The organism is Kribbella sp. NPDC051137, from assembly GCF_040682535.1.
In the GTDB taxonomy this organism is placed as follows: Bacteria; Actinomycetota; Actinomycetes; order Propionibacteriales; family Kribbellaceae; genus Kribbella; species Kribbella karoonensis.
The window spans coordinates 587,504-612,783 of sequence record NZ_JBFBBI010000003.1 but is presented as its reverse complement, the minus strand read 5'-3'; the positions used below and the strand labels follow the sequence as shown (position 1 = coordinate 612,783).

Below are 25,280 nucleotides of genomic sequence, written 5' to 3'. Positions count from 1 at the left end.
TCAGGCCACCTCCGCCACCGGCGCCGCGACGCGCGCCCAAGGAGTGAGCAACCGCTGCAGGGTCACCAGCACGAAGTCCGCGAGCAGCGCGAGCGCCAGCGACAGCACCACGCCGACGACCACCGGCGTCAGGAACGCCTTCTGGAAGCCGAGCGTGAAGAGTTCACCGAGACCGCCGATGCCGATCACGGCGCCGACACTCACCATCGAGATGTTCGCGACCGTGACCACCCGCAGGCCGGTGAAGATCACCGGTACGGCGATCGGCAGGTCCACCGCGACCAGCCGGTGCAGGGCGCCGTACCCGACGGCGATCGCGGACTGCCGGACGTCCGGCGGTACGGAGCGGAGTCCGTCGATCACGTTCCGGATCAACAGCGACACCGTGTAGATGGTCAGCGCCACGATGATGTTGACCGTGGACAGCACCTTGGTCCCGAGGATCGCGGGCAGCACGATGAACAGCGCGATCGACGGCAGCGAGTACAGCAGGCCACCGAACGCGATCAGCGGGTTCGCCAGCCACGAGTACCGGGTCGCGACGTACCCGAGGGGCACCGAGATGATCAGTCCGAGGATCACCGGGATGATCGCCAGATAGAGGTGCTCGCGCAACTGCTCCCAGATCAGGCCCAGGTTGTCGCCGATCCAACTCATGAGCGGAGCGCTTCCGCTACTGCGCCCTGGTCGACGACGCCGACTGCGCGGCCTTCGTCGTCGACGACGACGCCCAGGCCGTTCGGGGACGTCAGTACGGCGTCCAGCGCCGCGCGCAGCGAGTCGCCGCGCTTGAAGACCGCGCCGACGGGCTCCAGCTTCTCGGAGCCGTTCTTCCAGCCGACCGGTACGCCGTCCGTCAGCGCGAGGTCGGCCGGCAGCGGCTGCACCGTGAGCTGGTCCGTGTAGACGAACGTCAGCGCCCGGTAACCGCGGTCCTGCCCGACGAACCCGCGGACGAAGTCGTCGGCCGGATTCGCGAGCAGCTCGGCCGGCGGCGCGAACTGGGCCAGCTTGCCGCCCACCTGCAGTACTGCGACGTTGTCGCCGAGCTTGATCGCCTCGTCGATGTCGTGAGTGACGAAGACGATGGTCTTGCCGATGTCGCGCTGCAGCCGGAGCAGTTCCTCCTGCAGCTGGTGCCGGACGATCGGGTCGACCGCGCTGAACGGCTCGTCCATCAGCATGATCGCCGGATCGGCCGCCAGCGCCCGTGCGACGCCGACTCGTTGCTGCTGGCCACCGGACAGCTGGGCCGGGTACCGCTCGGCCATCTTCGGGTCCAGCCCGACGCGCTCGATCAGCTCCATCGCCGTGTCGCGGGCCTTGCGCTTGTCCCAGCCGAGCAGCTTCGGCACGGTCGCGATGTTGTCCACCACGGTCCTGTGCGGGAACAGCCCGGCGTTCTGGATCACGTACCCGATCCCGCGCCGCAGCGTCACCGCGTCCTGCGAGTTGATGTCGGTACCGTCAATCGAAATCGTCCCGGAGGTGCGCTCGATCGTCCGGTTGATCATCCGCAGCGAGGTGGTCTTGCCACAGCCGGACGGACCGACGAACACGGTGATCTGGTTGCTCGGGATCTGCAGGGACAGCTTGTCGACGGCGACGGTGCCGTCCGGATACTGCTTGGTGACGTCCTCGAACTCGATCATGGCGCCCCTTCGCGCTCGTCGTCCGGTCGCCCGAAAGACCCTAGCGGAACCGCAGACCGAAACCACGCCGTCGCACGGTTTCTCGCTTCTCGGGAATCTGTACCGTAGCGCTACAGATTGCTACCGTCGCAGACAGTCAGCTTTCGCGCATCGGGACGCGCACCCCGCGCTCGTCCGCGACCTCGACCGCCGTGTCGTAGCCGGCGTCGACGTGACGGATCACACCCATCGCCGGATCGTTGGTCAGTACCCGCTGCAGCTTCTGCCGCGCCAGGTCGGTGCCGTCGGCAACGGACACCTGGCCGGCGTGGATGGACCGGCCGATGCCGACGCCGCCGCCGTGGTGGATCGACACCCAGGACGCGCCGCTGGCCACGTTCACCATCGCGTTCAGCAACGGCCAGTCCGCGATCGCGTCCGAGCCGTCGAGCATGCCTTCGGTCTCCCGGTACGGCGACGCGACGCTGCCGGTGTCCAGGTGGTCGCGGCCGATCACGATCGGGGCTTCGAGTTCACCGGAGGCCACCATGTCGTTGAACCGGACGCCGGCCTTGTCCCGCTCGCCCTGGCCGAGCCAGCAGATCCGCGCCGGCAGCCCCTGGAACGCGACCCGCTCACCGGCCAGCTTGATCCAGCGCGCGAGGTGCTCGTTGTCCGGGAAGAGATCCAGGATCGCCTGGTCGGTCTTCGCGATGTCGGCCGGGTTGCCGGACAGCGCCGCCCACCGGAACGGGCCCTTCCCCTCGCAGAACAACGGCCGGATGTACGCCGGGACGAAGCCGGGGAACTCGAACGCCCGGGCGTACCCGGCCTTGCGCGCCTCGTCCCGGATCGAGTTCCCGTAGTCGAACACCTCGGCGCCCGCGTCCTGGAACTCGACCATCGCCTGCACGTGCTTGGCCATCGACTCCTGCGCGCGCTCGGTGAATCCGGCCGGGTCCTTCTCCCGCGCCGTCGTCCAGTCCTCGAACTCGATCCCGATCGGCAGGTACATCAACGGGTCGTGCGCCGAGGTCTGGTCGGTGACCACGTCGATGGGAGCGCCACGGCGAAGCAGGTCCGGAACGATCGTGGCGGCGTTGCCGAGGACACCGATCGACAACGGCTTCCGCGCCTTCTTGGCCTCTTCGGCCAGCCGCAGCGCCTCGTCGACGGACGACGCCCGGACGTCGAGGTACCGGTGCTCGATGCGGCGCTGGATCCGCGACTCGTCGACGTCGACGCAGATCGCGACACCGTCGTTCATCGTGACGGCGAGCGGCTGCGCGCCACCCATCCCGCCGAGGCCCGCGGTCAGCGTGATCGTGCCGGCCAGCGAGCCGCCGAACTTCTTCTCCGCGACCGCGCCGAACGTCTCGTAGGTCCCCTGCAGGATGCCCTGGGTACCGATGTAGATCCACGACCCGGCCGTCATCTGGCCGTACATCGTGAGCCCCATCGCCTCCAGCTTGCGGAACTCCTCCCAGGTGGCCCAGTCGCCGACCAGGTTCGAGTTCGCGATCAGCACCCGCGGCGCCCACTCGTGCGTCTGCATGACGCCGACCGGACGGCCGGACTGGACGAGCATGGTCTCGTCGTCCTTCAGCGTGGTCAGCGTGCGGACCATCGCGTCGAACGAGTTCCAGTCGCGCGCGGCCTTGCCGGAACCGCCGTACACGACGAGTTCGTCAGGATGCTCGGCGACCTCCGGATCGAGGTTGTTCTGCAGCATCCGCAGCGCGGCTTCCTGCTGCCAGCCGCGGGCGGTCAGCGTGGTACCGCGGGGTGCGCGGACGGGTCGTGGTCCGGACATGGGTGATCCAGCCTTTCTAGGAGAGCGGGCCGGTGACGGCCTCGGCGGCGGTGACATAGGTGCCGTCAGCAACAAGCCGGACGGAGTGCTCGAGCTCGGGCGCGAGGAAACGGTCGGTGGCCGGCCCCTCGACGTACTCCCGCAGGGCGGCTCTGACCGCTGCCGTAGCGGGGGCGGGCGTCAGCGGCGCGCGCAGGTCGAGCGCCCGCGCGGCGGTGAGGATCTCGATCGCGAGCACCCGCTGCAGACCGTCGACGGCCTTGCGCAGCTTGCGGGCCGCGGACCAGCCCATCGAGACGTGGTCCTCCTGCATCGCGCTGCTCGGGATCGAGTCGACACTGGCCGGTACGGCGAGCCGCTTCAGCTCGGAGACGATCGCGGCCTGGGTGTACTGCGCGATCATGTGGCCGCTGTCGACGCCCGGGTCGTCGGCCAGGAACGCGTTCAGCCCGTGGTTGCGGGCGACGTCGAGGAAGCGGTCGGTACGGCGTTCGCTGATGCTCGCGAGGTCCGCGACGGCGATCGCGAGGAAGTCGAGCACGTACCCGATCGGGGCACCGTGGAAGTTGCCGTTGGACTCGACGCGGCCGTCCGGGAGTACGACGGGGTTGTCGATGGCCGCGGCCAGCTCCCGCTCGGCGACGGTCGCCGCGTGGGCCGCCGTGTCGCGGGCGGCGCCGTGGACCTGGGGCGAGCAGCGGAGCGAGTAGGCGTCCTGGACGCGGTTGCAGTCCGGGCCGCGGTGGCTCGCGACGATCGCGCTGTCCTTGAGGATCGCTCGCAGGTTCGCGGCGGCCGTTGCCTGACCGGGGTGCGGGCGCAGGGCCTGCAGGTCCTCGGCGAAGACGCGGTCGGTGCCGAGCTGGGCCTCGACGCTCATCGCGGCGGCCAGGTCGGCGGTCTTGAACAGCCGGTCGAGGTCGGCGAGCGCCAGGACCAGCATGCCGAGCATGCCGTCGGTCCCGTTGATCAGCGCGAGGCCCTCCTTCTCGGCCAGGACGACCGGCTGGAGACCGTTGGCCTCCAGGGCTTGGCCGGCGTCGAGAAGGTTGCCGTCGGCATCGCGGACCTTGCCCTCGCCGAGGATCGCCAGCGCCACGTGGGACAGCGGCGCGAGGTCCCCGGAGCAACCGAGGCTGCCGTACTCGTGGACGACCGGCGTCAGCTGCGCGTTCAGCAGTCCGGCGTACGCCTGGGCGGTCTCGACCTTCACCCCGGTGCGGCCGGTGGCGAGGGTGGAGAGCCGGAGCAGGGCGAGCGCGCGGACGACCTCCGGCTCCACCTCGGGGCCCGAGCCGGCCGCGTGCGACCGGATCAGGCTGCGCTGCAGCTGCGCCCGCAGTTCCGGCGCGATGTGCCGGGTGGCGAGCGCGCCGAACCCGGTCGAGACGCCGTAGTGCGGGGTGTCCGCATGGGCCAGCGCCTCGATCGCGGCGCGCGACTTCGCGATCTCTTCGAGGGCCTGGTCGTCGATCCGTACCTGCGCGCCGTACCGCGCCACCGCGACCACCTGGGCCGGGGTCAGCGGGCCGACGCCGACAATCACCGTGTGTTCCACCCGCCCATTGCACCGCGCCGGACCGGCACCTTCCAGCAGCGCGGGGCCACAATTCGTCTCGGATCCGAGACGAAGCTAGCGACCCTCAGTAGTCGTAGGGTTCTGGCATGGTGTTCGAGATCCGGACGGCGCGGCCGGAAGATGCGGTAGGGATCGCCCGGGTCTGGGCCGCCACGATGCCGTACCTGGTGAAGACGGCACGGGCGGTCGAGCTGCAACTGCGGCACGGTCGCTCGCAAGAGGTGCTGATCGCCGTCGACGGGCCCGACGTGGTCGGTTACGCGAATCTGTACCGGCCGCCGGCGGACGCCGAGGTGCCGCGGGTGCGGATCACGCTTCAGGTGCCGTCGGAGTACCGCGGTCACGGCATCGGCACCGCGCTGCTGGATGCGATCACAGGGCGGGCGCGGGAGCTCGGAGCCGGCCGCTTGCTGGTGGCGGTGGCCGAGGACTCGACCGGGTTCGCGGAGAAGCACGGATTCACGGTGGCGCGGCGGATGACACACTCCGCGGCCGACCTGACCGCCGTACGGGATCCGCTGCCGGTGCCGGACGGGCTGCGGCTGGCGACGTACGACGAACTCGAACCGCGGCAGCTGTACGACGCCGAGGTCCAGGTGCGCGACGACGACCCGAGCGGGCTGTCCGGCGGGCCGACGTACGACGAATGGGTCCGTACGTCGTGGCAGAACCCGGACAACCGGTACGACCTCAGCGTCGCCGTCCTCGACGGGGACCGGGTGCTGTCGTTCGTGACCACGACCGCGGACCCGGACCGCCGGGTGATCTGGTCGAACCTGACCGGGACGATCCCGTCCGCGCGCGGACGGGGCCTCGCGAAGGTGGCGAAGTCGGCGGCGCTGGCGCGGTCCCGGGACGCCGGGTTCACCGTCGCCTCCACCGGGAACGACGCGGCGAACGAGCCGATGCTGGCGGTCAACCGGTGGCTCGGCTACCGGGAGACCTCGGGCGCGTGGACCGCGGAGAAGCCGCTGTGAAGCGGTTCGTCGTCTCGCTCTTGGCCTTCCTGGTGCTGTCGTTCGGCGTCGGGATGGCGGTCTCGGGGCCCGACTTCGTCGACTGGGGCGTCGCGGTCGGCCTGTTCGCGATCGCGATCGCCGGCGAGGGCTTTCGTTTCTGGCTGCAACGCAGCCGGGCCAAGAAGCGCGATTCCTCGGGGGTTTGAGGGGTTACGCTGCGGTTGTGAGCGGCAACGTTCCCGCCTCGACCCGCACGCTGCGGGTGCTGACGTTCCTGGCCACCCAGCCCGGTCCGGTGCCGATGGAGCGCATCGCCTCCGCGGTCGGACTGCCACGCTCGTCGACGTACCACTTGCTGCGGGCAATGATCGACGAGGGGTACGTCGTCCATCTGCCGGAGGAGAAGCGGTACGGGCTCGGGGTGGCGGCGTTCGAGATCGGGTCCGCGTACCTGCGGCACGACCCGCTGGAGCGGCTCGCGCGACCGCTGCTCGTCCAACTGGTGCACGAGGTCGGGCAGACGGCGCATCTCGGCGTACTGCACGGCCGGGAACTGGTGTACCTGCTGAAGGAACAGCCGCCGCGTCCCGTCACGCTGGTGACCGACGTCGGCGTACGCCTGCCCGCCACGCTCACCGCCTCCGGCCGGGCGCTGCTCGCCGAACTGCCGCCCGCGCAGGTCCGCGCGCTGTTCCCCGCGCCGGAGTCGTTCGTACGCCGCACCGACCACGGCCCGCAGACCCTCAGCCAGCTCCGCCGCATCCTCGCCGACGAGAAACGCCAAGGTTTCGCGGTGGAGGACTCCTTCATCACCCCCGGCATGGCATCGGTGGCCAGCGCCGCCGTGGACCATGCGGGGCATCCAGTGGCTGCTATCTCGGTCACCTTCCGGACAGACACAGTCCCGCCGACGGACCGCCCTCAGCTCGCCCACAAGATCCGCCAAGCAGCCAAGGCCCTGACCCGTCGCCTGCACGGGTAGAAGACGGGAGGTCTACCAGGACGACTCGGTGGAGCCGGCGCTGGGCCTCGCCGCGGTCGCCGTTACCGCTCTTCGCGGAAGTCGACGTGGGTGCGGAGGGTGGGGTCGTACTTGCGGATCACCAGGCGGTCGGGATTGTTCCGGCGGTTCTTCCGCGTTACATAGGTGTACCCGGTGCCTGCCGTGCTGCGGAGTTTGACGATCGGGCGGAGGTCGTTGCGCTTTGCCATGCCCCACAGGATACAGTGCAGTGGTTATCGTTTTCAATAAGACCAGGAGAGCCGATGCTGCCGGTGACCTTGCTGACGGGGCTCGACGACGGGTTCCGCGGGGCCGTCGCGGGAAACCTGCTGGCCGAGGCCGGGGCGGCCGGCGTCCTGGTGGAGTACGACGTACGCGATCTGAGCGCCGTCGTCCGTACCGCCCGGACCGCCGCCGGTGTGATCGACCGTGAGGTGATCACGATGGAGCACCCGTGCGTCTCGTGCGCGATGCGCGGCTCCCTCGTCCAGCTGCTCGCGAGCATCGCGGCCGTCGAGCGGTACGCCGTGGCGATCGTCGACGTCCCGGCCGCCGGCGACACACATGCGATCACGACCGAGATCGACCAGCGCCCGGACGTCCGCGTCGGCCTGGTCGTCACCAGCGTCGTCACCCCGGCCGTCCTCGCCGACCTGCAGGGCGAGGACCTGCTCCGCGAGCGTGGCATCCCGACCGCGGCCGAGGACGGGCGCGCGACCGCGGAGGTCGTCGTACGGCAGCTCGAGTACGCCGACGCCGCCGTCCTCAGCACCTCCGACGACCCCACCGAGAAGCTTCTACAGGCGATCAACCCGCGCCTGTCGACCCGCACCAGCCCGGCCGGGCTGCTCGACGTACGCCCGCAACTCCCCCGAACCGTCGAGCCCGGCTCGGTCGCTGCGCCTGTGGAGGGGCTGACGTTCGTCTGGCAGGCGGCACGGCCGTTCCATCCGGAGAGACTGTACGACGCCCTCGAGGACCTGGTCGCCGGGACGGTCCGCGGGCGCGGCACGCTCTGGATCGCGACCCAGCACCGGCACCGGATCAGCTGGGACAGCTTCGGGACGAACGTCGTGTTCGGCGTCCTCGGTCCGTGGCTGGCCGACCTCCCGGCGGACCGCTGGCCGTCCGTCGGGCAGCAGCACCAGGCCCGGTCGGCGCTCGAGTGGCATCCCGAGTACGGCGACCGCGCGTCGTACCTGTCGCTGACCGGCCCCGCGCCGGACGTCCGGGAATTACAGCGGCTCCTCGACGGTTGTGTCCTACGTGCGAACGAAGCGGTCCACCCCCTGACCGATCCGTTCGCTCCCTACTTGGAAGGAAGTACTGCAGCATGAAGAAGGACATCCACCCCGACTACCGCCGGGTCGTCTTCCGGGACAAGTCCGGCAACTTCAGCTTCCTCACCGGTTCGACCCGCGAGAGCAACGAGACGGTCGTCTGGACGGACGGGAACACGTACCCCGTCGTCGACGTCGAGATCTCGTCCGCGAGCCACCCGTTCTACACGGGCCAGCAGCGCGTGATGGACACCCAGGGCCGCGTGGAGAAGTTCAAGAGGCGCTACGGCCAGAAGTAACCCGCAACAACAACCGGCCCGTCATCCCCACCGAGGATGACGGGCCGTTCTTCGCCCCAGCCCTCTTCGTCTCGGATTCGAGACGGGGAGCACCGCGCGCCGGTTACCCGGGGGTGGCCGGCGGTTTCACAATGACGGGATGGAACCGGTCGAGCTCAGCGGGGCTGGGTTGGCGCCGTTGGAGGCCGTGGCATTGGGCCAGCGGCGTACGGCGGTACGCCTGAGTGACGACGCACGCAAACGGATGCACGAGTCGGCCCGCGTGGTCGCCGAGGTCTCGGCGCGGCGTGCCGTGTACGGGCGGACCACCGGCGTCGGCGCGAACCGCGACGTCCTGACGTCCGACCCCGAGCACGGGGCGCGGCTGCTCGCGTCGCACTCCACGACCGGTACGACGTCGTACCCGAAGGACGCGGTCCGGCTCGGGCTGCTGATCCGGGTGAACCAGCTCGCGGCCGGCGGATCGGGGCTCGACCCGGCGGTCGCCGACGCGATCGTTGGCCTGCTCAACGACGACGACCTGCCGGACCTGCACCGCGGCGGCGCGATCGGCACCGGCGACCTCGGCCCGCTCGCCGAGCTCGGGCTCGCGCTCGGAGACGTCGTCGACGGCACCAGTGCGCTCCCGCTGCTGTCCAGCAACGCTTTCACGCTGGCCGAATGCTGCCTCGCCTACGTCGAAGCGTCCACGCTGATCAACGTCGTACCGCTGGTCGGCGCCCTGACGCACGTCGCGCTCCGCGGCAACGCCGAGGTGTACGACGCCCGCGTCCACGAGGCCCGTCCGCAACCGGGACAGCTGCGGGTCGCCCGGAGGATGCGCGAGCTGCTCGACGGCCTGCCGCTCGAACCCGCCCGGGTCCAGGATCCCTTCGGGCTCAGGGCTTTCGCGCAGGTACTCGGACCGGCCGTCGACCATTCCGATGCCCTGGGCAACAGTGTGCGGATCGACATCAACGCCGCCGCGGAGAACCCGCTGGTGGCCGGCGACGCCGTACTGCACAACGGCAACTGGCACGCGATGCCGATCGCGCTCGCGCTGGACTCGCTCCGGCTCAGCCTGCACAGCGTCGCGACCCTCTCCACCACCCGGGTCGCGAACCTGGTCGACCCGGACTACACCGGCCTCAGCCGGTTCCTGGCCAGCGGCGCCGAGGCGAGCTCGGGCGTGATGATGATCGAGTACGTCGCCCACGACGCGCTCGCCGCGGTCCGCTCCGCCGCCCAGCCCGCGACCCTCGGTACGGCGACGTTGTCCCGCGGCGCCGAACTCCACGCGAGCTTCGCCCCGCAGGCCGCCGTACTGACCAAGCAGCTCCTGGACGCACTCCGCGAGGTCCTCGCCAGCGAACTCGTCACCGCGGTCCGCGCGATCCGGCTCGCCGAGCTGACCCCGGAGGACCTGTCCCCCGCGCCCGTCGGCCCGTGGCTGGCCGACGCCCTCGCCGCCCTACCCGGCGACCTGACCGACCGCTCGCTCCGCGAGGACCTGGAAATCGCCCGCGGCCTGCTCACCCAATGGGGCGACCGCCAGGTCGAACACCCCGCGGAGTCGGGGTAGGCGGTCAGAGGCGGTTGTAGGCCTTCAAGGTGCGGAGGGCGCCGACGGTGACGATGCCGCGGTACTCGAGGGTGGCGGCGGGGCCCGGGGGTTCCCAGGTGAGGGCCCAGCCGCCGTCGGACTGCTGGTCGGCGATCAGGCGGTCGAGGTGGGCGTCGAGTTGTTCGTCGGTGAACAGCGGCCGCCAGATGCTGTCGGGGGACGGCGCGAACTGCAGCGGGGTGACGCCATACTCCGGAGACTTCGCGTCGGCGCGGTAGTTGGTCAGCTTCGGCAACCAGTCGCGGATGCTGTCGAGGTCGGCATCCTCGGTGTGTTCCAGGAACTTCAGTGTCGTCAGCATCCCGTGGGCGTCCTCGGGGAAGCCCTTCGCCACCTCGGACGCGCACCATGCCTCGGCCTTGTCCCGCCACGGATGCTCGAAGCCGAGCTCGTACAGCGCAGCGACGAGTCCCGCGGTGGGGTTCATGTCCGGCTGGTACGTCCATTCGGTCATGTGCGCCGCCCGCGGATACTGCTCGACGGCCGGACCGCACAGGGGGACAGCACCATCCGCGTTCGCGAGGCCGCTCAGCCAGTCGACCGCCCGGCGCACCATCTCCTGGTCGCGGGCGCCGGCCGCGAGCAGCGTGTCGAACGCGACCTCGACGTCGAGCGGCAGGCTGTCCGGGCAGCGCTTGTCCGGCTCCAGCCCCCAGCCGAATCCCCCGTCGGCGTTCTGGAACCCGCGCAGCGCGTCCACCACGCCGTGCGCATCCGCCCCCTCGAAAACCGTCGCGAAGAGCCGCCGCTCGAGCACCCGAGCGTCCCGCCGTACGAAGTCCCGTGCTGCCGTGAAGATGTCCATGGATTCACCCTCCCCCAGATCCGTCCACGGCGTCTTGAACGAAACGGACGTCACGGCTCGAAGCGGTAACCCATCCCAGGCTCGGTGAGCAGGTGCTTCGGGCGGGCGGGGTCGGATTCGAGTTTGCGGCGCAGCTGGCCCATGTAGAACCGCAGGTTGCCGCTCGCCGTCTCGTAGCCGGGGCCCCAGACCTCGGTGAGCAACTGCCGTTGCGACATCAGCTTGCCGGGGTTGCGGACGAGCACCTCGAGCAGGTGCCACTCGGTCGGGGTGAGGCGGACGTCCTCGCCGGTCTCCAGCGTCACGCGTTTCGCGGCCAGGTCGACGTTGATGCCGCCGACGGTGACCATCGGCTGGTCCTGCGCGAGGTTGCTGCGGCGCAGTACGGCGCGCATCCGGGCGAGCAGTTCGTCGATCCCGAACGGCTTCGTCACGTAGTCGTCGGCGCCGGCGTCCAGTGCCTCCACCTTGTCGGTCTGGTCGGTCCGCCCGGACAGCACCAGAATCGGCGCGTCGGTCCAGCCGCGCAGCCCACGGATCACGTCGACGCCGTCCAGGTCCGGCAGGCCGAGGTCCAGGATCACCAGCTCCGGCGGGTGCTGCGCGGCCACCTTCAACGCCGCCGTACCGGTGCCGGCCAGGTGCACCTCGTACCCTCGCGCCTTCAGGTTGATCTGCAGCGCCCGCACGATCTGGGGCTCGTCGTCAACCACCAGAACCCTGGTCACTCCGTCTCTCCTGACCTCTCACGTGCGCCCGGAACCGGGGCCTCCGAAGCCTGCGCCGCGGGAATCGAGACCACCATGGTGAGTCCACCACCCGGCGTGTCCTCGGGCTGCACCGTGCCGTGCATCGCCTCGGCGAGCCCGCGGGCCAACGCCAGCCCGAGCCCGACACCGACCGTGTTGTCGGTGTCGCCGAGCCGCTGGAACGGCGCGAACACCCGGTCCCGGTCGCGCTGCGGGATCCCCGGACCGCGGTCGATCACCCGGATCTCGACGGTGGCGCCGAGCGCGCTGCCGGTGACCAGCGGCGGCCGTCCGGGCGGCGAGTAGCGGATCGCGTTCGCCAGCAGGTTCGCGACCACGCGCTCCAGCAGTGCCGGATCCGCCTCGACCAGCGGCAGCGTGTGCGGGATGTCGACGGTTACCCGGTCCGCGTCGTCCCCGACCTCGGACAGTACGCCGGGGAGGACCTCGTCGAGCGCCATCGGCCGTGTGAAGACCGGGAGTACGCCGGCCTGTAGGCGGCTCAGGTCCAACAGGTTGTCCACCAGCCGCGACAACCGGTCCAGCGACTCGTCCGCGGTCTCCAGCAGCTCGGCCCGCTCGGAGTCACTCCACTCCACGTCGTCGCTGCGCAGCGAGGTGACAGAGGCCTTCGCCGACGCCAACGGGGAGCGCAGGTCGTGCCCGACCGCCCGGAGCAACGCCGTACGCAGCTTGTCGGCCTCGGCCAGCGGCTTCGCCTCCGCGGCCGCCTCGCTCAGCCGGGCCCGATCGACGAGCGCCGCCGCGTGGGCCGCGAACGCGCCGACCAGCCGGCGTTCGTCCGCCTCCAGTTGATGGCCCTGCAGCACCAGCACCAGGTCGTCGCGCGCCGGGATCTCGGCGTCGGCCTCCTCCGGCCGGGTGCAGGTGAGCACCCCGGTGGAGGCGAGGGGCCGCCAGACCTCGGTGAGTTCGTCGTCGTCGACCCGCTCCATCAGGCACGCGCCGGTCATCCCGAACGCCTCGCGCACCCGCTCCAGCAGGGCGGGCAGCGCGGTCTCGCCACGCAGTACCGAACCGGCCAAGGTCGCCAGCGTCTCCGATTCCGCGGCCGCCCGGGCCGCTTGTCTGGTCCGGCGCGCCGCCCGGTCGACGACCGAGCTGACCATCGCCGCGACCAGGATGAAGATCAGCAGCGCGAGCGCGTTGTTCACTTCGGCGATCGTGAACGTCCGCTTCGGCGGGGTGAAGAAGTAGTTGAGGACCAGCGACCCGCCGACAGCGGTCAGCATCGCCGGCCACATCCCGCCGACCAGCGCCACCACGACGACCGCGAGCAGGAACACCAGCACGTTGCTGGTCAGGTTGAGTGTGTCGCCGCCGAGCCCGAGCACCAGCGCGAGCACGGGCTGCAACACGACCGCGAGAACGAATCCCTGGATCTTGCGCTTCCGGGACAGGCTGCCGCGCATCCTGGGCAGCCGGCCGCGACCCATCAGCGAATGGGTGACGATGTGTACGTCGATGTCGCCCGAGTCGCGGATCGTCGTCGAGCCGATCCCGGGTCCGGTGAGCACCGTGGACAACCCGCTGCGCCGGGACCCGCCGAGGACCAGTTGGGTCGCGTTCTCCGCCCTCGCGAAGGTCAGCAGCGCGGCCGGAACGTCGTCGCCGACCACCTGGTGATAGGTGCCGCCGAGCTGCTCGACGAGGTTCCGCTGCTCGGCGAGTTTGCTCGGGTTCGCGCCGGTCAGACCGTCGGAGCGGGCCACGTGCACCGCCAGCAGGTCCCCACCCGACGAGCGGGCGACGATCCGGGCGGCGCGGCGGATCAGGGTCTCACCCTCCGGGCCGCCGGTGAGCGCGACCACGACCCGCTCCCGGGCCTCCCAGGTGGAGTCGATGTCGTGCTCGGCCCGGTACTGCTGCAGACCCGCGTCCACCCGGTCCGCCAGCCACAACAGCGCGAGCTCCCGCAGCGCCGACAGGTTGCCGACCCGGAAGTAGTTGCCCAGGGCAGCATCCACCTTGTCGGCGGCGTAGATGTTGCCGTGCGCCATCCGCCGCCGCAGCGCCTCCGGCGTCATGTCGACCAGCTCGATCTGGTCCGCCGCCCGGACCACCCGGTCCGGGACCGTCTCCTGCTGCGGAACACCCGTGATCTTCTCGACCACGTCGTTGATCGACTCCAGATGCTGGATGTTCACCGCCGAGATCACGTCGATCCCGGCAGCCAGCAGCTCCTCGATGTCCTGCCAGCGCTTCTCGTTCCGGCTGCCCGGGATGTTCGTGTGCGCCAGCTCGTCGACCAGCGCGACCTCGGGCCGCCGGGCCAGCACCGCGTCCAGATCGAGCTCGGTGAAGCTCGCGCCGCGGTAGTCGAGGATCCGCCGCGGCATCACCTCAAGCCCTTCCAGCATCTCCGCGGTGTGCACCCGCCCGTGGTTCTCGACGAACCCGACCACTACGTCGGTCCCCCGGGCACGCCGGCGCCGGGCCTCGCCCAGCATCTTGTACGTCTTGCCGACACCGGGCGCGGCACCCAGATACACCCGCAGATGCCCGCGCTTCATACTGCGATCATGCCAGCGCCGCGTTGAACGCGACGACATATGGCTCCCCCGGAAGCCCAGCACGCGGCCTTGTGTTCATGACTCCACTGCACATCGCCGGCTGCCCGGCCAGAAGGGTTCTCGCAGGTCTCTCACACCCGCTGCCGGACCTCTCACAGGCTTCTCACATACTTACGGCTGGCAAACCCAGCCGACAGACAGGGAAGAACACGCACGTGACCGAGATCGACATCCCCGCCCCCACCGACCAGTTCTTCTCCGCGGAGACCCGGGCCGCGCTGGCCGAGGCCAGCCGCAAGCTCGCCGAACGGCTCCAGGCGCACACCGACGCGCTGCTCGCGATGACCGGCGACGAGGACCACACCACCCTGTTCGAGCACAACGCGGCCCTCGAGGGCGTGGTCGAGGACTGGAACGACGCCGTCTTCGAACACACCGGTACGACGGCGCTGCTGCTCGACGACGCCGCCGAGGACGAGGACGACGAGGCGGCCGAGCCGGACCAGCTGATCAGCGTGGTGTCACGCTTCGACCTCCGGGTCGTCGACCTGGACGAACTCCTCGAGGCCGGCCGCGCCGCGCAGGAGCGGCACCCGGCCGAGCTGGACGAGTCCGGCGACCGCGAGCCGGTCGACAGCGCCGAGCAGGCCATCTACGAGATCAGCCGCGAGGTCGGCGAGGCGTGGTTCGAACTACCCGGCACCGAGCTCATCGCCGGCGCCCGGGCATACGTCGTACCGGAGGCACCCTTCGAGCCGCTGGACCCGGACGCCGAGGACGTCATCACCGAACTGATCGCCCCGAACGGCGTCGCCACCCACGCCGAGTCCTGGGCCTAGCCCCCGCGCGAGGGAGCGAACGGGCGGACGTGGTCACCCCCCCGCGTGAGGGAGCGAGCGGACGTGGTCACCCCCGCGTTCTCGGTCGCTCCGCTCCCTCCCGCACCCACTCCGTGCGCTCCCACCCACCGGCATCTTGCGAGCTGCCGCTCGTGGCTGACTACTTCGCCGGCGTACTCCGCGAAGCCGCTCGTGGTGGGTGGCGGGTGATGCGAGTCGTGAACGTGAGGGGTGGGAAGCGGAGTGGTGCCGGGCGAGTGTGATCAACCCCCGCGTACGTGCTCCGCGAAACCGCAGGTGGTGGGTGGCGAGCGGTGGAGGTGGGCAATTGAGAGCTGGAGGGCGTGGGGTGGCGAGTGGAAGGCTGCGAGTGGTTCGGCGGGTGGTGCCGCGAGTGACCGGCCGGTGCGGGGCGGCCGGTGCTCTCTGTGGGGTGACCGTGCATACCTCCCGGTGTCGGGCGACAGGCTATGGCTTGTTCCCCGACACCACGGGTTGTTCCCCGACCCAGGGCTTGTCGCTCACAACGCACCGCCGGCAGTCGGCTGCGCAGCTCGGGACCAGCTACCCGGCCCGTCAACGCGCCCGCCTGTCCCACGTCTCCAGCCGCCGCTGACCACATCCAGCCTCACGCACCACCTCCGCCTAGGCAGTCGCCGCGAGCGGCAGCTCGCAAAAGCCGGCGGGTGGGTGGGAGCGCAGCGGCCGGAGCAGCTGCGGAGCACGCGGGAGAGGCCTAGACGTACAGCTCCCCGTCGAGGACGGTGATCGCGCGGCCCTTGAGGTAGACGCGGTCGCCGGCCGGGACGACGCGGACGACACCGCCGCGGGCGGAGGCCTGGTAGCCGACGAGTTCGTCCCGGCCCAGGCGTGAGGCCCAGTACGGCGCGAGACTCGTGTGGGCGCTCCCCGTCACCGGGTCCTCCGGAATCCCGCTCCCCGGCGCGAAGAACCGCGACACGAAGTCGTACTCCGAACTCGAAGCCGTCACGATCACCCCGCGCAGCCGTCCGCGCTCGATGATTCCGGCCAGTACGTCGTAGTCCGGGACCACCGCCCGCACAGTCGCCTCGTCCTGGACGACGACGAGTAGGTCGCGCAGCTCCCCGGTCACGTAGGTCTCGAGCGGCTCGGTCTGGATCGCCGCCGCGAGGCCGTCCGGCACGGGTGTGGCAACAGGCAGATTGACCGGGAAGTCGAGAGTGATCCCGTCCTCCGCGACCGTCGCGGTCAGGATGCCGCTGAGCGTTGCGAACGAGGTCTTCCCCGACACCTTGCCGTCCGCGGCCAGCGCGTGCGTGGTCGCGAGCGTTGCGTGACCGCAGAGCCGTTCCTCGAGCGTCGGCGTGAACCAGCGCAGGTCCCAGTCGGCGTCGGCCCGCTCCGACGGCCGGACGAACGCGGTCTCGGCGTGATTCATCTCGGCCGCGACGCTCTGCATCCAGCTCTCGTCCGGCCAGGGCCCGTCCTCGAGTACGCAGACCGCCGCCGGATTTCCGGTGAACGCTCGTTCGGCAAAGGCGTCGACCACGCGAATCCTCATGCCCAGACGCTAACCACCGGCACCCGGCACCGGCCATATCCAGTTCCGGTGCGAGTGGCCTTGAACCGTGCGCCGCCGCGGGACGTATCGAGAGCGTCCACATCCCGACTCAGGGGGAGTGTCATGTCTTTGCGCGCACTCGCAGTCGCGACCGCGTTCGCCGGCAGCCTCGCACTGGCCGCGCCCGCGACCGCCGACGCAACCGGTCCGTCGCACCATCTCGCCGTACGGCAGGTCAACCTGGTCTCCGACCAGGCCGGCAAGGCCGTACTCCAGGACCCCGACCTGGTGAATCCATGGGGTCTGTCCCTCGGCGCCACCACCCCGCTGTGGGTGTCGAACAACGGTACGTCGTCGTCGACGCTGTACTCGTCCGCGCCGGGCTCGGGCACCATCTCGAAGGTGGCGCCGATCCGGCCGACGATGCCGTCGCCCACCGGGCAGGTCAACAACCCGGGCACCGGGTTCGTCCTCAGCAACGGCACCACCAGCGCACCCGCCAACTTCATCTTCGCCACCGAGACCGGCCAGATCGCGGCCTGGAGCCGGCTGGTCGACCCGCCGATGGGTGCGGCCGAGATCAAGGTGACGACGCCCGGCGCGGAGTACAAGGGCCTCGCGCTGGCCGGTGACCAGTTGTACGCCGCAAACTTCACGCAGCACCGGATCGACGTGTTCGACAGCTCGTTCATGCCGGTGAAGCTGCCGGCGTGGGCGTTCCGCGACCGGCACGTGCCGGCGTCGTACGGCCCGTTCAACGTGCAGGCGCTGGACGGCCGGATCTTCGTCTCGTACGCGAAGGTCAACGCGAAGACCGGCGACGAGATCGACGGCCGCGGCCTCGGGTTCGTCGACGAGTACAGCACCGGCGGCCGGCTGATCACCCGCGTCGCGACCCGCGGGTTGCTGAACGCGCCGTGGGGTATGGCGATGGCACCGGCGAGCTGGGGTGCTCCGGCCGGAACGCTGCTGGTCGGCAACTTCGGCGACGGCCGGATCAACATCCTGGTGCCCAGGTCCCGGCACCGCTTCGAGCCCGCCGGCCAGGTCCGCGACACGAACGGCAAGACGCTGACGATCGACGGCCTGTGGGCCTTGCTCCAGGGCACCCAGACCACCGGCGGCACCGATGTCCTGTGGTTCTCCGCCGGCCCCGACGACGAATCCCACGGGCTCCTCGGTCAACTGCAGAAGCCCTGATCAGTCTGTCCAGGCGGTCAGCGAATCCGGCCGACCGCCTGGACGGCCCGGACGCGGCCGTCGGCGAGCGCCTCGGTGAGGTGCTTGACGCGCAAGCGGAAGTCCGGGACGAACACCTGGAGACCGAGCGGGCTGGGCGGCATCGACCGCATGATCGCGCCGACCGACTCGCTCAGGTCCTCCCAGTGCTCGACGGTGAAGCCGGCGGCCTCGATCGTCGCGCGCAGCTCCTTCGGCGTACTGAGATGGCTGTCGGCGGCGGTGTCAGCCCATGGCAGTGGGTAGTCGAGGTCACGCCCGTCACCGGCGGTCAGGTCCCACAGCGCGAGCCGACCGCTGGGCTTCAGCACCCGCGCCGCCTCCCGGTAGAGCGCGTCCTTGTCCGCGACATTCATCTGGACGTGCTGACTGAACACGACGTCGTACGACGCGTCGTCGAACGGCAGCGCGGTCACGTCGGCCCGGCGTACGACGATCCGGTCGCCCAGGCCGACGAGGTCGTTGAGCCATTGCGCGGTCTCGCAGTACTCGTCCGACAGGTCGACGGCGGTGACGACACACCCGAAACGGTCGGCGACGTACCGCGACGTACCACCGATGCCGGCGCCCGCGTCGAGGACTGTGCTGTCCTGGTTCAGCCCGACCAGGTTCACGAGCTGGGCCGTCGCGAGGCGTCCGCCGGTGTGGTAGTCCTCCAGCATCGCCAGCTCCGCGGGCTCGATGCTGTGAAGGTTCTTGCCTGCAGCAACCAATGCCTTCTCGACATCGGCGTGGACCGTTCCGGTCAGGTAGGGGATTGTCATGCCGCCTCCTCGGTGAGCATTCCGACGTACAACGGGATCGATCCATTCAGCGAACGGGCGATCGCCGCGAAGTCCCAGCGATCCGCGTTCCGGCGGTGCTCCTGCACGAAGCCGGCGCCGTCGTGGAGGAACCTCGCTCCGTCCCGGCGGGTCAGCGCGGACCACAGTTCCCCAAGCTCGGCTTCGCCGGGGTGGTAGTCACGGGAGTACATTCGCGCCTGCTGCCAGCCCTTGACGAACGGCACCACCGAGCGCTGGATGCCCCGCGCGCCGAGCGCACCGAGCGGTGACCGCAGGATCGGCGTGCCCCGCCACGGATGCGTGTGCGCGTCGGCGAACAGGCCCCCGTTCATGATGAAGACCGCCTCGATCGTCGGCTCCAGGTCGCGTCGCAGGAGTTCCAGCAGCGCGAGCGAGCTGTAGTCGAACGTGACGACGACGGTACGACGTACGCCGTGGTGCCGCCACAACGCCTCGACGAGGTCGGCACGCCCGGCCGTCGAATGCGGATAGCGCCGCGGCTTGTCCGAATCGCCCTGCCCGATCGGCTCGACGTAGAGCCGCGGCCGCAGGCTGTCCGGAAGCAGGTGATCCACCTGCGCCCAGCCGTACGAGCCGTCCGGGAAGCCAGGCAGCATCGTCAGCCACACCGCGTCGGCGTCGGCCGTAGGCGTCGCCCGTTCGAAGACCTTCAGTACGCCGGCGTCGTCCGTCCGCGCGTGCTCCGGGTCGTACCCGATCCGTCGGCCGCCGGCGAACCACTCGTCGGCGGTGACCCACACCGTTCCCATCGAACCCTCCCGATTTAGTGGACAGTGTCCACATTACGTCGCAAATGTGGACAGTGTCCACCTTGTTATCCTGAGCCGGTGAGCGAACCGGCGGAAGCACCGCGGCGACGGCGGGCGCGGGGCGACGTACGGGCTGGGCTGGTCGCCGCCGGAGTCGAGTTGGCGCGGGCCGGCGGTCCGGAGGCCGTCGTACTGCGGGAGGCGACCCGGAGCGTCGGCGTCGTACCCAACGCGGCGTACCGGCACTTCGCCGACCGCGACGAGCTGCTCGCCGAGGTCTGCGCGGCGGCGATGAACGAGCTGGCCGAGCGGATGGTCGCGGGGATCGGCCGGGTCCGCGGGAAGCGCGGGAACCCGGAGGCCGCGCAGCGGCGGCTGGCGGCGATCGGGGCGGCGTACCTGGAGTTCGCGCATCAGGAGCCCGGGTTGTTCGCGACTGCGTTCGCCGTACCGCAGCAGCACACCTACGCGGCAGCCCGCACGCCGCTGGGGCTGCTCCGGGACGCGCTCGACGAACTGGTGGAGGCCGGGGTCCTCGATCCGCAACGGCGCGAGGGCATCGAGTACCCGATCTGGTCGATCGTGCACGGTACGGCGGTCCTGACGACGCAGGGCCCGCTCCGGGACGACCCTCAGGTCCGCAGGATCGAGGCGCTGACGTCGGCCTTCATCGGCAACGGGCTGACGTGACCGCAGGCCCGTCCGGTGGATGGGCCGCGGTCCGGTGGTCAGTCGATCGGGCGGAGCTCGTCGGCGTACGAGACCGAGACGCGGCGGAGTACGCCGTCTTTCACCGAGTACTGGCCCATCCGCCACAGTGGCGGGCTGTAGGCGTGGACGGTGACGCTGCCCTTGTCGAGGCCGGTCAGGCGGTGGATGTGGTCGGGGCCGAAGCCGTACACGTCGCCCGCCTCCACCTCGGTCTCGATCGCGTCGGTGCCGATCGCCAGGTTGTGCTCGACGAGCTTGCCCCGGGCAACGGCCACCGCACCGGAGGAGACGTCGTGGTCGTGCCAGCCGGTGTCGTTGACCGGCGTCCAGCAGATCAGCCAGACGTCGACGTTGGCGTCCCGGTGCAACGACGCGAAGACCCGCTCCTCGTCGCTGTACGCGACCTGGTCCTCCCACAGGTGCGGCTGTGCGGCGATCGACGCGGCGAGCTCGGACAACTCCGCGGGCGTCAGGTCGCGCCCCGGGAGGTCGTCCAGCGACAGACAGTTGTTGAGCTCCACGAGCCGGGTGGCCTGGCGCGCCGGAACGTCGGGTACGTCGATGGGCTGGGCAGTCACTGCACTCCCCTCTCAGGAGTAGCGGCACCGAACAACAAACGGTGCGGGTTGTCGTGGCGGATCACCGCGGTTGCGGCGGCGCCCTGGCGGAGGTCGGTGATACCCGCGTACGGCCGGTCCGTGCCGTGCACGACCTGGTCGATACCGAGCACCCGCGCGACCGCGTCGATCCCCTGCGGGCCGTAGCTCGAGGTATCGACGTACAGGTTGGGGTCGATGGTGCCGAGCCGGCCGCCGCGGGCGGTCAGCCGCTCGTGGTGCACCGGGGCGAGGCCGGCGGCGGCGACGAAGCAGAGCCGGAGAGCGGGGAACGTATGCCGTCCGCCGAACGCGTGCCACGCCCACCATGCTGCCTGGAGCTGCGTCGTGTAATCGACGACCGGCGCCCACCAGCAGGCGGTCTCGGCCCGGCTCGCGGTGCCGGGGTGGACGAGGATCGGCTTCCCCAGCTGCTCGGCTGCTCGCAACAGGTCAGCCTGCGCCTCCCACGCGGACGGCGTACCGAGCACGTGCGCCGGCAGCTGGACGCCCAGGAAACCCTTGCGCAGAAGGCCTTCCAGACCGGTGATGTCAGGTTGTCGCACGTCCACGGAAGCCCAGGCGCGAAACGGTGCCGGGAACTCGGCAGCCCCGTCGTGCCATGCGGCGAGCAGCTCGGCGTCCTCGAGCTCCTCCACCCCCAGCGGGCTCGACAGCGAGACGGCGGCCAGCGTCGTACCGGCGTCCTGCTCGAGCGCGACCCGCTTGCCGACCTCGTGCGCCGCCGGGTCCACGTCGTACGGCGCCTCGGTCGCGGTGTGCAGCGTCCAGCCGTCCAGGTACGGCGGCTCCCGCCGGGCCCGCAGCCGGTCCACGAAAGCCTCCGGCCAGAGGTGCTGGTGGACGTCGATCACCATCGTCTCCTCTCGCCGGTTTGATCAGATTGAAGCGCTTCAGGACGAATAGAGTGAAGCGCTTCAAAGGGTGGTCTGTCAAGTTTCCGTCCACGACTCCGGCTAGGGTCGTGGACATGTCCGGAACGAGCCGGAGGCCGACCCTCAAGGACATCGCCGCCGAGACCGGGCTCTCGATGGCCGCCGTGTCGTACGCGCTGCGCGGCCTGCACGGCACTCCGGAGACCCGGCAGCGGGTCCAGGACGCCGCCGAGCGGCTCGGTTACCAGGCCGACCCGGTGGCCCGCGCGCTCGCGTCGGGCCGCAGCGGCTCGATCGGCGTCCTCTGCGCGTCGCTCGAGGACCTCTGGCAGCAACGCGTCGCCGCCGCCCTCGGCCGCGAGCTCCTGGCCCCGGATCGGAACGCCTGGATCATCGACTCGGCCGGGGACGCCGACCGGCAGCTCGAGCTCGCCCAGCACCTGGTCGACCACCGCGCGGACGCGATCGTCGTGGTGCCGATCGACCCGGCCGCGAAAGCCTGGGCGGAGATCGCCCGGCAGGTGCCGGTGATCGCGATCGGCGACGCACTGCCCGCCGCGAAGGCGAAGTCCGAGGTGATCCTCGACAACGAGACCGGCGTCAGTACGGCGCTGCGCCGGCTCGCGGGCGCCGGCCACCGCGACATCGCCGTACTGAGCCCGACCCGGCGCCTCGAGGTGGAGCGCCCCGCCGAGGAGATCGCACAGCGGGTGGCGAAGGACCTCGGCCTGCGGATCCGGCTGCTGCAGTGCCCGCACGACCTGGCCGGCGCGACCGAGGTCGCCCGCACACTGCTCACCGGCCCCGACCGTCCGACCGGCATCCTCGCGCTCGCGGACTCGATGGCCTTCGGGGTGTACGCCGCGAGTCGCGAGCTCGAGCTGCGCATCCCGGACGACCTGTCGCTGCTCGGGTACGACGACCAGCCGATGTCGCAGCTGCTGACACCGCCGCTGTCCACGTTCCACTGGCCCCTCGACGACCTGGTCACCCACGTCGTCTCCCGCGTCACGTCCGCCGTCGACACCAACCGGCGGGTCCGCCGCACGACGCTGACACCGACCCTGATCGAACGCGGCTCGGTCGCCGGACCACCCAACTGACCGGCGCGCGACGGGTTCCATCGCTCGAAACTAAATCAGGTCAGTAGACTTACTGCCCCTTGTCCAGGATCCGGACGCCGCCGAGCCTCTCGGTCGCGGTCCACACCCGGCCCGCCAGTTCGGTGTCGTACGAGCTCGGCGACGAGCGGGTCCTGGTGAAGCGGTCGTAGTACCCGGTCGGCGGCTCGGCGCCGACGGCCAGTTCGACGATCGGCTCGGCGCCCTTGCGCGCGGGCAGGGCGAACGCGGAGACCGCCGCGACCTGCAAGCGCGGGAACTGCCGGCCGAGGTCTGTACGCACGACACCGGGGTGGACGGCGACCACGTTCCAGTCGGGCCGCCGACGCTGCAGCTCGTACGTGAACAGCAGATTGGCGAGCTTGCTCCGGCTGTAGGTCAGGAACGGGTCGAACTCCCCCGGCCCGTCCATCAGCCGCTCCGGATCGATCCGCACCGTCCCGCCGCGCATCGGCGATCGATGCCCCTCGGAGTTCACGTTCACGATCCGCCCACCGGCCGGCATCATCGCCCCGAGCGCGGCGACCGTCCGCCACGGCGCAAGGTGATGGATCGCCAGGTTCAGCTCGACCCCTTCGTCGCTCTGCTGGTACGTCGGCGTCATCACGCCGGCGTTGTTGATCAGTACGTCGATCCGCCCGGCCACCGCGGCCGCGACCCGGTCGACGCCCGCCCTCACCGACACGTCCGCGACGACGACCGTTGCATCCGGCAACTTCCTCGCCAGCTCGGCGGCCCGCGCCGGGTCCCGTCCGACCAGCACCAATCGACACCCGTCGACCGAGAGTCGCTCGGCCACCCGCCGCCCGATCCCGGACGTCGCCCCGACCACCACAACCGTCCTCACACGCTCACCTCCCGCCGAGTCGTGGCAGGTGGCTGACACCCTGTCTGTCGAGTCGTGGATCGTGGTCGGATTTCGCAACCGCTACTCACGACCCGGCGGCCCTTACCCCGCTCAGGCCGGTGGCGGTGGCGAGGAGGCGGTCGCGGAGTGGGGCGGGGAGGTTGGGGAGGACGGCGCCGAAGGTGCGAGCCTCCGCGACGGCGTACCGGCGGCGGGGGCTGCGGGACTCGACGGCGCGGACGATGACCTCGGCGACCTTGTCGACCGGACCAGGCTTGAAGCGGGTCATTGCCTTTTCGTACGCCGCCAGGTGTGCGCGGTAGAGGTCGACCCGTGAGCGGTCGGCGCGCCGCAGGGCGGCATCCGCGGCGATGCCCGCTCGGGCGAAGATCTCGGTTTCGGTGGTACCGGGCTCGATGACGACGACCGGGATCTTCCACGGCGCGAGCTCCAGGCGGAGGGCGTTCGACAGCGCTTCGAGGCCAGCCTTGCTTGCCGACAGCGCGCCGAGCAGCGGCATCGCGACCCGACCGGTTGCGGCACTCACGTTCACGATCCGCCCCGGTGTGCGGGGCGCCGTCCCGGAGCGCAGCAGCGGCAGGAACTCGCGGATCACCGATGCCGGCCCGAGGGTGTTCACCTCCAACTGCCGCCGCCATTCGTCGGCCGGAACCAGTTCGATCGGACCTTGCACGATCACGCCGGCGTTGTTGACGACCGCGGCGAGCCCGTCGACCTCGCCCTCGATCCGTTTCGCCGCCGCGGCCACGCTCTCCGGGTCGGTCACGTCCAACGGCACCACGCGGACCTCCGGGCCGAAGTCGGCCGGCCCGCGCGCCCCGGCGTACACGGTGAACCCACGGCGCCGCAGCAGTCCGACCGTCGCCGTACCGATGCCGCCGGTCGAACCCGTGACCAGAACAGCCTTCATAGCCACTCCTCTGAGATGTTCTCTAGGACATGTCCCTAGGGACATATGAGAGCATGCACATGTCCGTGGGGACATGTCAAGATGTCTCCCAGCGAAGGAAGGCGGGGACATGTCATTGCGGCACGGGCTGCTCGGACTGCTGGCGGAAGGGCCGGCCAGCGGGTACGACCTGGCACGGCGGTTCACCGAGGTGCTCGGATCGATCTGGCCGGCGCAGCACCCGAAGATCTACGCCGAGCTCAACAAGCTGGCCGCCGAGGGGCTGCTCGAGGTCGAGAGCGAAGGCCCGCGGCGCCGGAAGGCGTACCGGATCACCGACGCCGGCGTCGCCGAGGTGAAACGCTGGCTGACCGAGGTCGACGTCGACCATACGATGCGCCTGCAGCCGCTACTGCGGTCGCTGTTCTTCTGGATGATGGACCGCGACGAACTCCGGCAGCACCTGGAGGCGGAGGCCCGGTACTACCGCGACCTCGCCGAGCAGTACTCCGAGTACGCCGCCCGCAAGGACCGAGGCGAGTTCGGCTACAGCGAGCAGACCCAGTCGATGCGGGTCACCATCGAGGCAGGCATCCGCGTCTACACAGCCCTCGCCGACTGGGCCGACTGGGCCCAGACCGTCCCCCCGGCCAAACCCTCCAGCTCGACGGGCATCCACTGAACTGGAGGGTTGCCCATCGAAAATCCCAGTGGGCAACCCTCCGGTTCGGTGGGCAAGCCAAAGGCCGGCCGAGCGGGGTGCTCGGC

26 protein-coding genes are annotated in these 25,280 nt (G+C 70.4%); 11 read left to right on the top strand and 15 right to left on the bottom strand.

All coding sequences use genetic code 11. The annotated features are described in order from the left end of the window. The 4 genes from AB0M51_RS18000 to hutH form a co-directional block, all read right to left on the bottom strand. A complete protein-coding gene (locus tag AB0M51_RS18000; RefSeq protein WP_344194271.1) occupies nucleotides 1-657 on the bottom strand; it encodes an ABC transporter permease in 657 nt (218 codons plus the stop codon). Continuing rightward, nucleotides 654-1,652: an ABC transporter ATP-binding protein gene (locus AB0M51_RS17995; protein WP_344194269.1), complete on the bottom strand. Its 999-nt coding sequence runs from the start codon at nucleotides 1,650-1,652 to the stop codon at nucleotides 654-656. Before AB0M51_RS17995 ends, AB0M51_RS18000 begins: the two co-directional genes overlap by 4 nt. A 136-nt stretch (nucleotides 1,653-1,788) precedes the next feature. Beyond that, nucleotides 1,789-3,444 (bottom strand): urocanate hydratase, encoded by a 1,656-nt coding sequence (gene hutU, locus AB0M51_RS17990; protein ID WP_344194267.1) that lies wholly within the window; start codon nucleotides 3,442-3,444, stop codon nucleotides 1,789-1,791. Nucleotides 3,445-3,460: 16 nt separating this feature from the next. Further along, the gene (gene hutH / locus AB0M51_RS17985; protein WP_344194265.1) at nucleotides 3,461-5,002 is read right to left on the bottom strand and encodes a histidine ammonia-lyase; all 1,542 of its coding nucleotides are present in this window, start codon (nucleotides 5,000-5,002) and stop codon (nucleotides 3,461-3,463) included. Nucleotides 5,003-5,109: 107 nt separating this feature from the next. Between hutH and AB0M51_RS17980 the strand changes: the two genes are divergently transcribed. Genes AB0M51_RS17980 through AB0M51_RS17970 form a run of 3 tightly spaced genes read left to right on the top strand, consistent with a single transcriptional unit; the run spans nucleotide 5,110 to nucleotide 6,964 of the window. Then, nucleotides 5,110-6,000 carry a GNAT family N-acetyltransferase gene (locus AB0M51_RS17980; protein WP_344194263.1) on the top strand — a complete coding sequence of 297 codons (891 nt, stop codon included), beginning with the start codon at nucleotides 5,110-5,112 and terminating at the stop codon, nucleotides 5,998-6,000. Next, nucleotides 5,997-6,188, top strand: a complete 192-nt coding sequence (locus tag AB0M51_RS17975; protein WP_344194261.1) for a hypothetical protein — start codon at nucleotides 5,997-5,999, stop codon at nucleotides 6,186-6,188. Before AB0M51_RS17980 ends, AB0M51_RS17975 begins: the two co-directional genes overlap by 4 nt. 17 nt (nucleotides 6,189-6,205) lie before the next feature. Next, nucleotides 6,206-6,964, top strand: a complete 759-nt coding sequence (locus AB0M51_RS17970) for an IclR family transcriptional regulator (protein WP_344194259.1) — start codon at nucleotides 6,206-6,208, stop codon at nucleotides 6,962-6,964. Nucleotides 6,965-7,026: 62 nt separating this feature from the next. On the opposite strand, the gene rpmG is transcribed toward AB0M51_RS17970, so the two are convergent. Next, complete coding sequence (gene rpmG / locus AB0M51_RS17965; RefSeq protein WP_344194257.1) at nucleotides 7,027-7,194, bottom strand: 50S ribosomal protein L33; 168 nt, start codon at nucleotides 7,192-7,194, stop codon at nucleotides 7,027-7,029. A 54-nt stretch (nucleotides 7,195-7,248) separates the two neighbouring features. On the opposite strand from rpmG, the gene AB0M51_RS17960 reads away from it, so the two are divergent. The 3 genes from AB0M51_RS17960 to AB0M51_RS17950 all read left to right on the top strand — a co-directional run bounded on the left by AB0M51_RS17960 (nucleotide 7,249) and on the right by AB0M51_RS17950 (nucleotide 10,125). Continuing rightward, nucleotides 7,249-8,322, top strand: a complete 1,074-nt coding sequence (locus AB0M51_RS17960) for a GTP-binding protein (protein ID WP_344194255.1) — start codon at nucleotides 7,249-7,251, stop codon at nucleotides 8,320-8,322. Further along, on the top strand, nucleotides 8,319-8,564 hold the full coding sequence (locus AB0M51_RS17955; protein WP_344194253.1) for a type B 50S ribosomal protein L31: 246 nt from the start codon (nucleotides 8,319-8,321) through the stop codon (nucleotides 8,562-8,564). Before AB0M51_RS17960 ends, AB0M51_RS17955 begins: the two co-directional genes overlap by 4 nt. Nucleotides 8,565-8,703: 139 nt before the next feature. Further along, the gene (locus AB0M51_RS17950) at nucleotides 8,704-10,125 is read left to right on the top strand and encodes an aromatic amino acid lyase (protein WP_344194251.1); all 1,422 of its coding nucleotides are present in this window, start codon (nucleotides 8,704-8,706) and stop codon (nucleotides 10,123-10,125) included. A 4-nt stretch (nucleotides 10,126-10,129) separates the two neighbouring features. Here AB0M51_RS17950 and AB0M51_RS17945 read toward each other — a convergent pair whose 3' ends face one another. The 3 genes from AB0M51_RS17945 to AB0M51_RS17935 are packed head-to-tail and all read right to left on the bottom strand — an operon-like array spanning nucleotide 10,130 to nucleotide 14,255. Further along, a complete protein-coding gene (locus tag AB0M51_RS17945) occupies nucleotides 10,130-10,972 on the bottom strand; it encodes a hypothetical protein (RefSeq protein ID WP_344194249.1) in 843 nt (280 codons plus the stop codon). A gap of 50 nt (nucleotides 10,973-11,022) precedes the next feature. Continuing rightward, nucleotides 11,023-11,700 carry a response regulator gene (locus AB0M51_RS17940; RefSeq protein WP_344194247.1) on the bottom strand — a complete coding sequence of 226 codons (678 nt, stop codon included), beginning with the start codon at nucleotides 11,698-11,700 and terminating at the stop codon, nucleotides 11,023-11,025. After that, the gene (locus AB0M51_RS17935) at nucleotides 11,697-14,255 is read right to left on the bottom strand and encodes a DUF4118 domain-containing protein (RefSeq protein WP_344194244.1); all 2,559 of its coding nucleotides are present in this window, start codon (nucleotides 14,253-14,255) and stop codon (nucleotides 11,697-11,699) included. The genes AB0M51_RS17940 and AB0M51_RS17935 overlap by 4 nt, the downstream gene beginning before the upstream one ends. A gap of 215 nt (nucleotides 14,256-14,470) precedes the next feature. On the opposite strand from AB0M51_RS17935, the gene AB0M51_RS17930 reads away from it, so the two are divergent. Then, nucleotides 14,471-15,094, top strand: a complete 624-nt coding sequence (locus tag AB0M51_RS17930) for a hypothetical protein (protein ID WP_344194242.1) — start codon at nucleotides 14,471-14,473, stop codon at nucleotides 15,092-15,094. Between the two features lie 736 nt (nucleotides 15,095-15,830). Here the strand turns inward: AB0M51_RS17930 and AB0M51_RS17925 are convergent. Continuing rightward, entirely contained in the window at nucleotides 15,831-16,637 is an 807-nt protein-coding gene (locus tag AB0M51_RS17925; protein ID WP_344194240.1) for a PhzF family phenazine biosynthesis protein, read from the bottom strand. Between the two features lie 123 nt (nucleotides 16,638-16,760). On the opposite strand from AB0M51_RS17925, the gene AB0M51_RS17920 reads away from it, so the two are divergent. Further along, complete coding sequence (locus AB0M51_RS17920; protein ID WP_344194239.1) at nucleotides 16,761-17,837, top strand: TIGR03118 family protein; 1,077 nt, start codon at nucleotides 16,761-16,763, stop codon at nucleotides 17,835-17,837. Nucleotides 17,838-17,854: 17 nt separating this feature from the next. Here AB0M51_RS17920 and AB0M51_RS17915 read toward each other — a convergent pair whose 3' ends face one another. Both AB0M51_RS17915 and AB0M51_RS17910 read right to left on the bottom strand, forming a co-directional pair. Beyond that, the gene (locus AB0M51_RS17915) at nucleotides 17,855-18,640 is read right to left on the bottom strand and encodes a class I SAM-dependent methyltransferase (RefSeq protein ID WP_344194238.1); all 786 of its coding nucleotides are present in this window, start codon (nucleotides 18,638-18,640) and stop codon (nucleotides 17,855-17,857) included. After that, a complete protein-coding gene (locus tag AB0M51_RS17910) occupies nucleotides 18,637-19,431 on the bottom strand; it encodes a hypothetical protein (RefSeq protein WP_344194237.1) in 795 nt (264 codons plus the stop codon). Before AB0M51_RS17910 ends, AB0M51_RS17915 begins: the two co-directional genes overlap by 4 nt. 78 nt (nucleotides 19,432-19,509) lie before the next feature. Here AB0M51_RS17910 and AB0M51_RS17905 point away from each other — a divergent pair, with 78 nt between their 5' ends. Continuing rightward, nucleotides 19,510-20,121, top strand: coding sequence for a TetR/AcrR family transcriptional regulator (locus AB0M51_RS17905; RefSeq protein WP_344194235.1), 612 nt, complete (start codon nucleotides 19,510-19,512; stop codon nucleotides 20,119-20,121). Between the two features lie 38 nt (nucleotides 20,122-20,159). On the opposite strand, the gene AB0M51_RS17900 is transcribed toward AB0M51_RS17905, so the two are convergent. Further along, nucleotides 20,160-20,720: a cysteine dioxygenase family protein gene (locus AB0M51_RS17900; RefSeq protein WP_344194233.1), complete on the bottom strand. Its 561-nt coding sequence runs from the start codon at nucleotides 20,718-20,720 to the stop codon at nucleotides 20,160-20,162. Beyond that, nucleotides 20,717-21,616 carry an amidohydrolase gene (locus tag AB0M51_RS17895; protein WP_344194231.1) on the bottom strand — a complete coding sequence of 300 codons (900 nt, stop codon included), beginning with the start codon at nucleotides 21,614-21,616 and terminating at the stop codon, nucleotides 20,717-20,719. The genes AB0M51_RS17900 and AB0M51_RS17895 overlap by 4 nt, the downstream gene beginning before the upstream one ends. A 113-nt stretch (nucleotides 21,617-21,729) precedes the next feature. Here AB0M51_RS17895 and AB0M51_RS17890 point away from each other — a divergent pair, with 113 nt between their 5' ends. Next, nucleotides 21,730-22,737 (top strand): LacI family DNA-binding transcriptional regulator, encoded by a 1,008-nt coding sequence (locus AB0M51_RS17890; RefSeq protein WP_363749616.1) that lies wholly within the window; start codon nucleotides 21,730-21,732, stop codon nucleotides 22,735-22,737. A gap of 49 nt (nucleotides 22,738-22,786) precedes the next feature. Here AB0M51_RS17890 and AB0M51_RS17885 read toward each other — a convergent pair whose 3' ends face one another. Both AB0M51_RS17885 and AB0M51_RS17880 read right to left on the bottom strand, forming a co-directional pair. Continuing rightward, nucleotides 22,787-23,602, bottom strand: coding sequence for an SDR family NAD(P)-dependent oxidoreductase (locus AB0M51_RS17885; protein WP_344194227.1), 816 nt, complete (start codon nucleotides 23,600-23,602; stop codon nucleotides 22,787-22,789). Nucleotides 23,603-23,687: 85 nt separating this feature from the next. Next, nucleotides 23,688-24,533, bottom strand: coding sequence for an SDR family NAD(P)-dependent oxidoreductase (locus tag AB0M51_RS17880; RefSeq protein WP_344194225.1), 846 nt, complete (start codon nucleotides 24,531-24,533; stop codon nucleotides 23,688-23,690). A 109-nt stretch (nucleotides 24,534-24,642) separates the two neighbouring features. Here AB0M51_RS17880 and AB0M51_RS17875 point away from each other — a divergent pair, with 109 nt between their 5' ends. Continuing rightward, nucleotides 24,643-25,194 carry a PadR family transcriptional regulator gene (locus tag AB0M51_RS17875; protein WP_344194223.1) on the top strand — a complete coding sequence of 184 codons (552 nt, stop codon included), beginning with the start codon at nucleotides 24,643-24,645 and terminating at the stop codon, nucleotides 25,192-25,194. The last annotated feature ends 86 nt before the right edge of the window (nucleotides 25,195-25,280 follow it).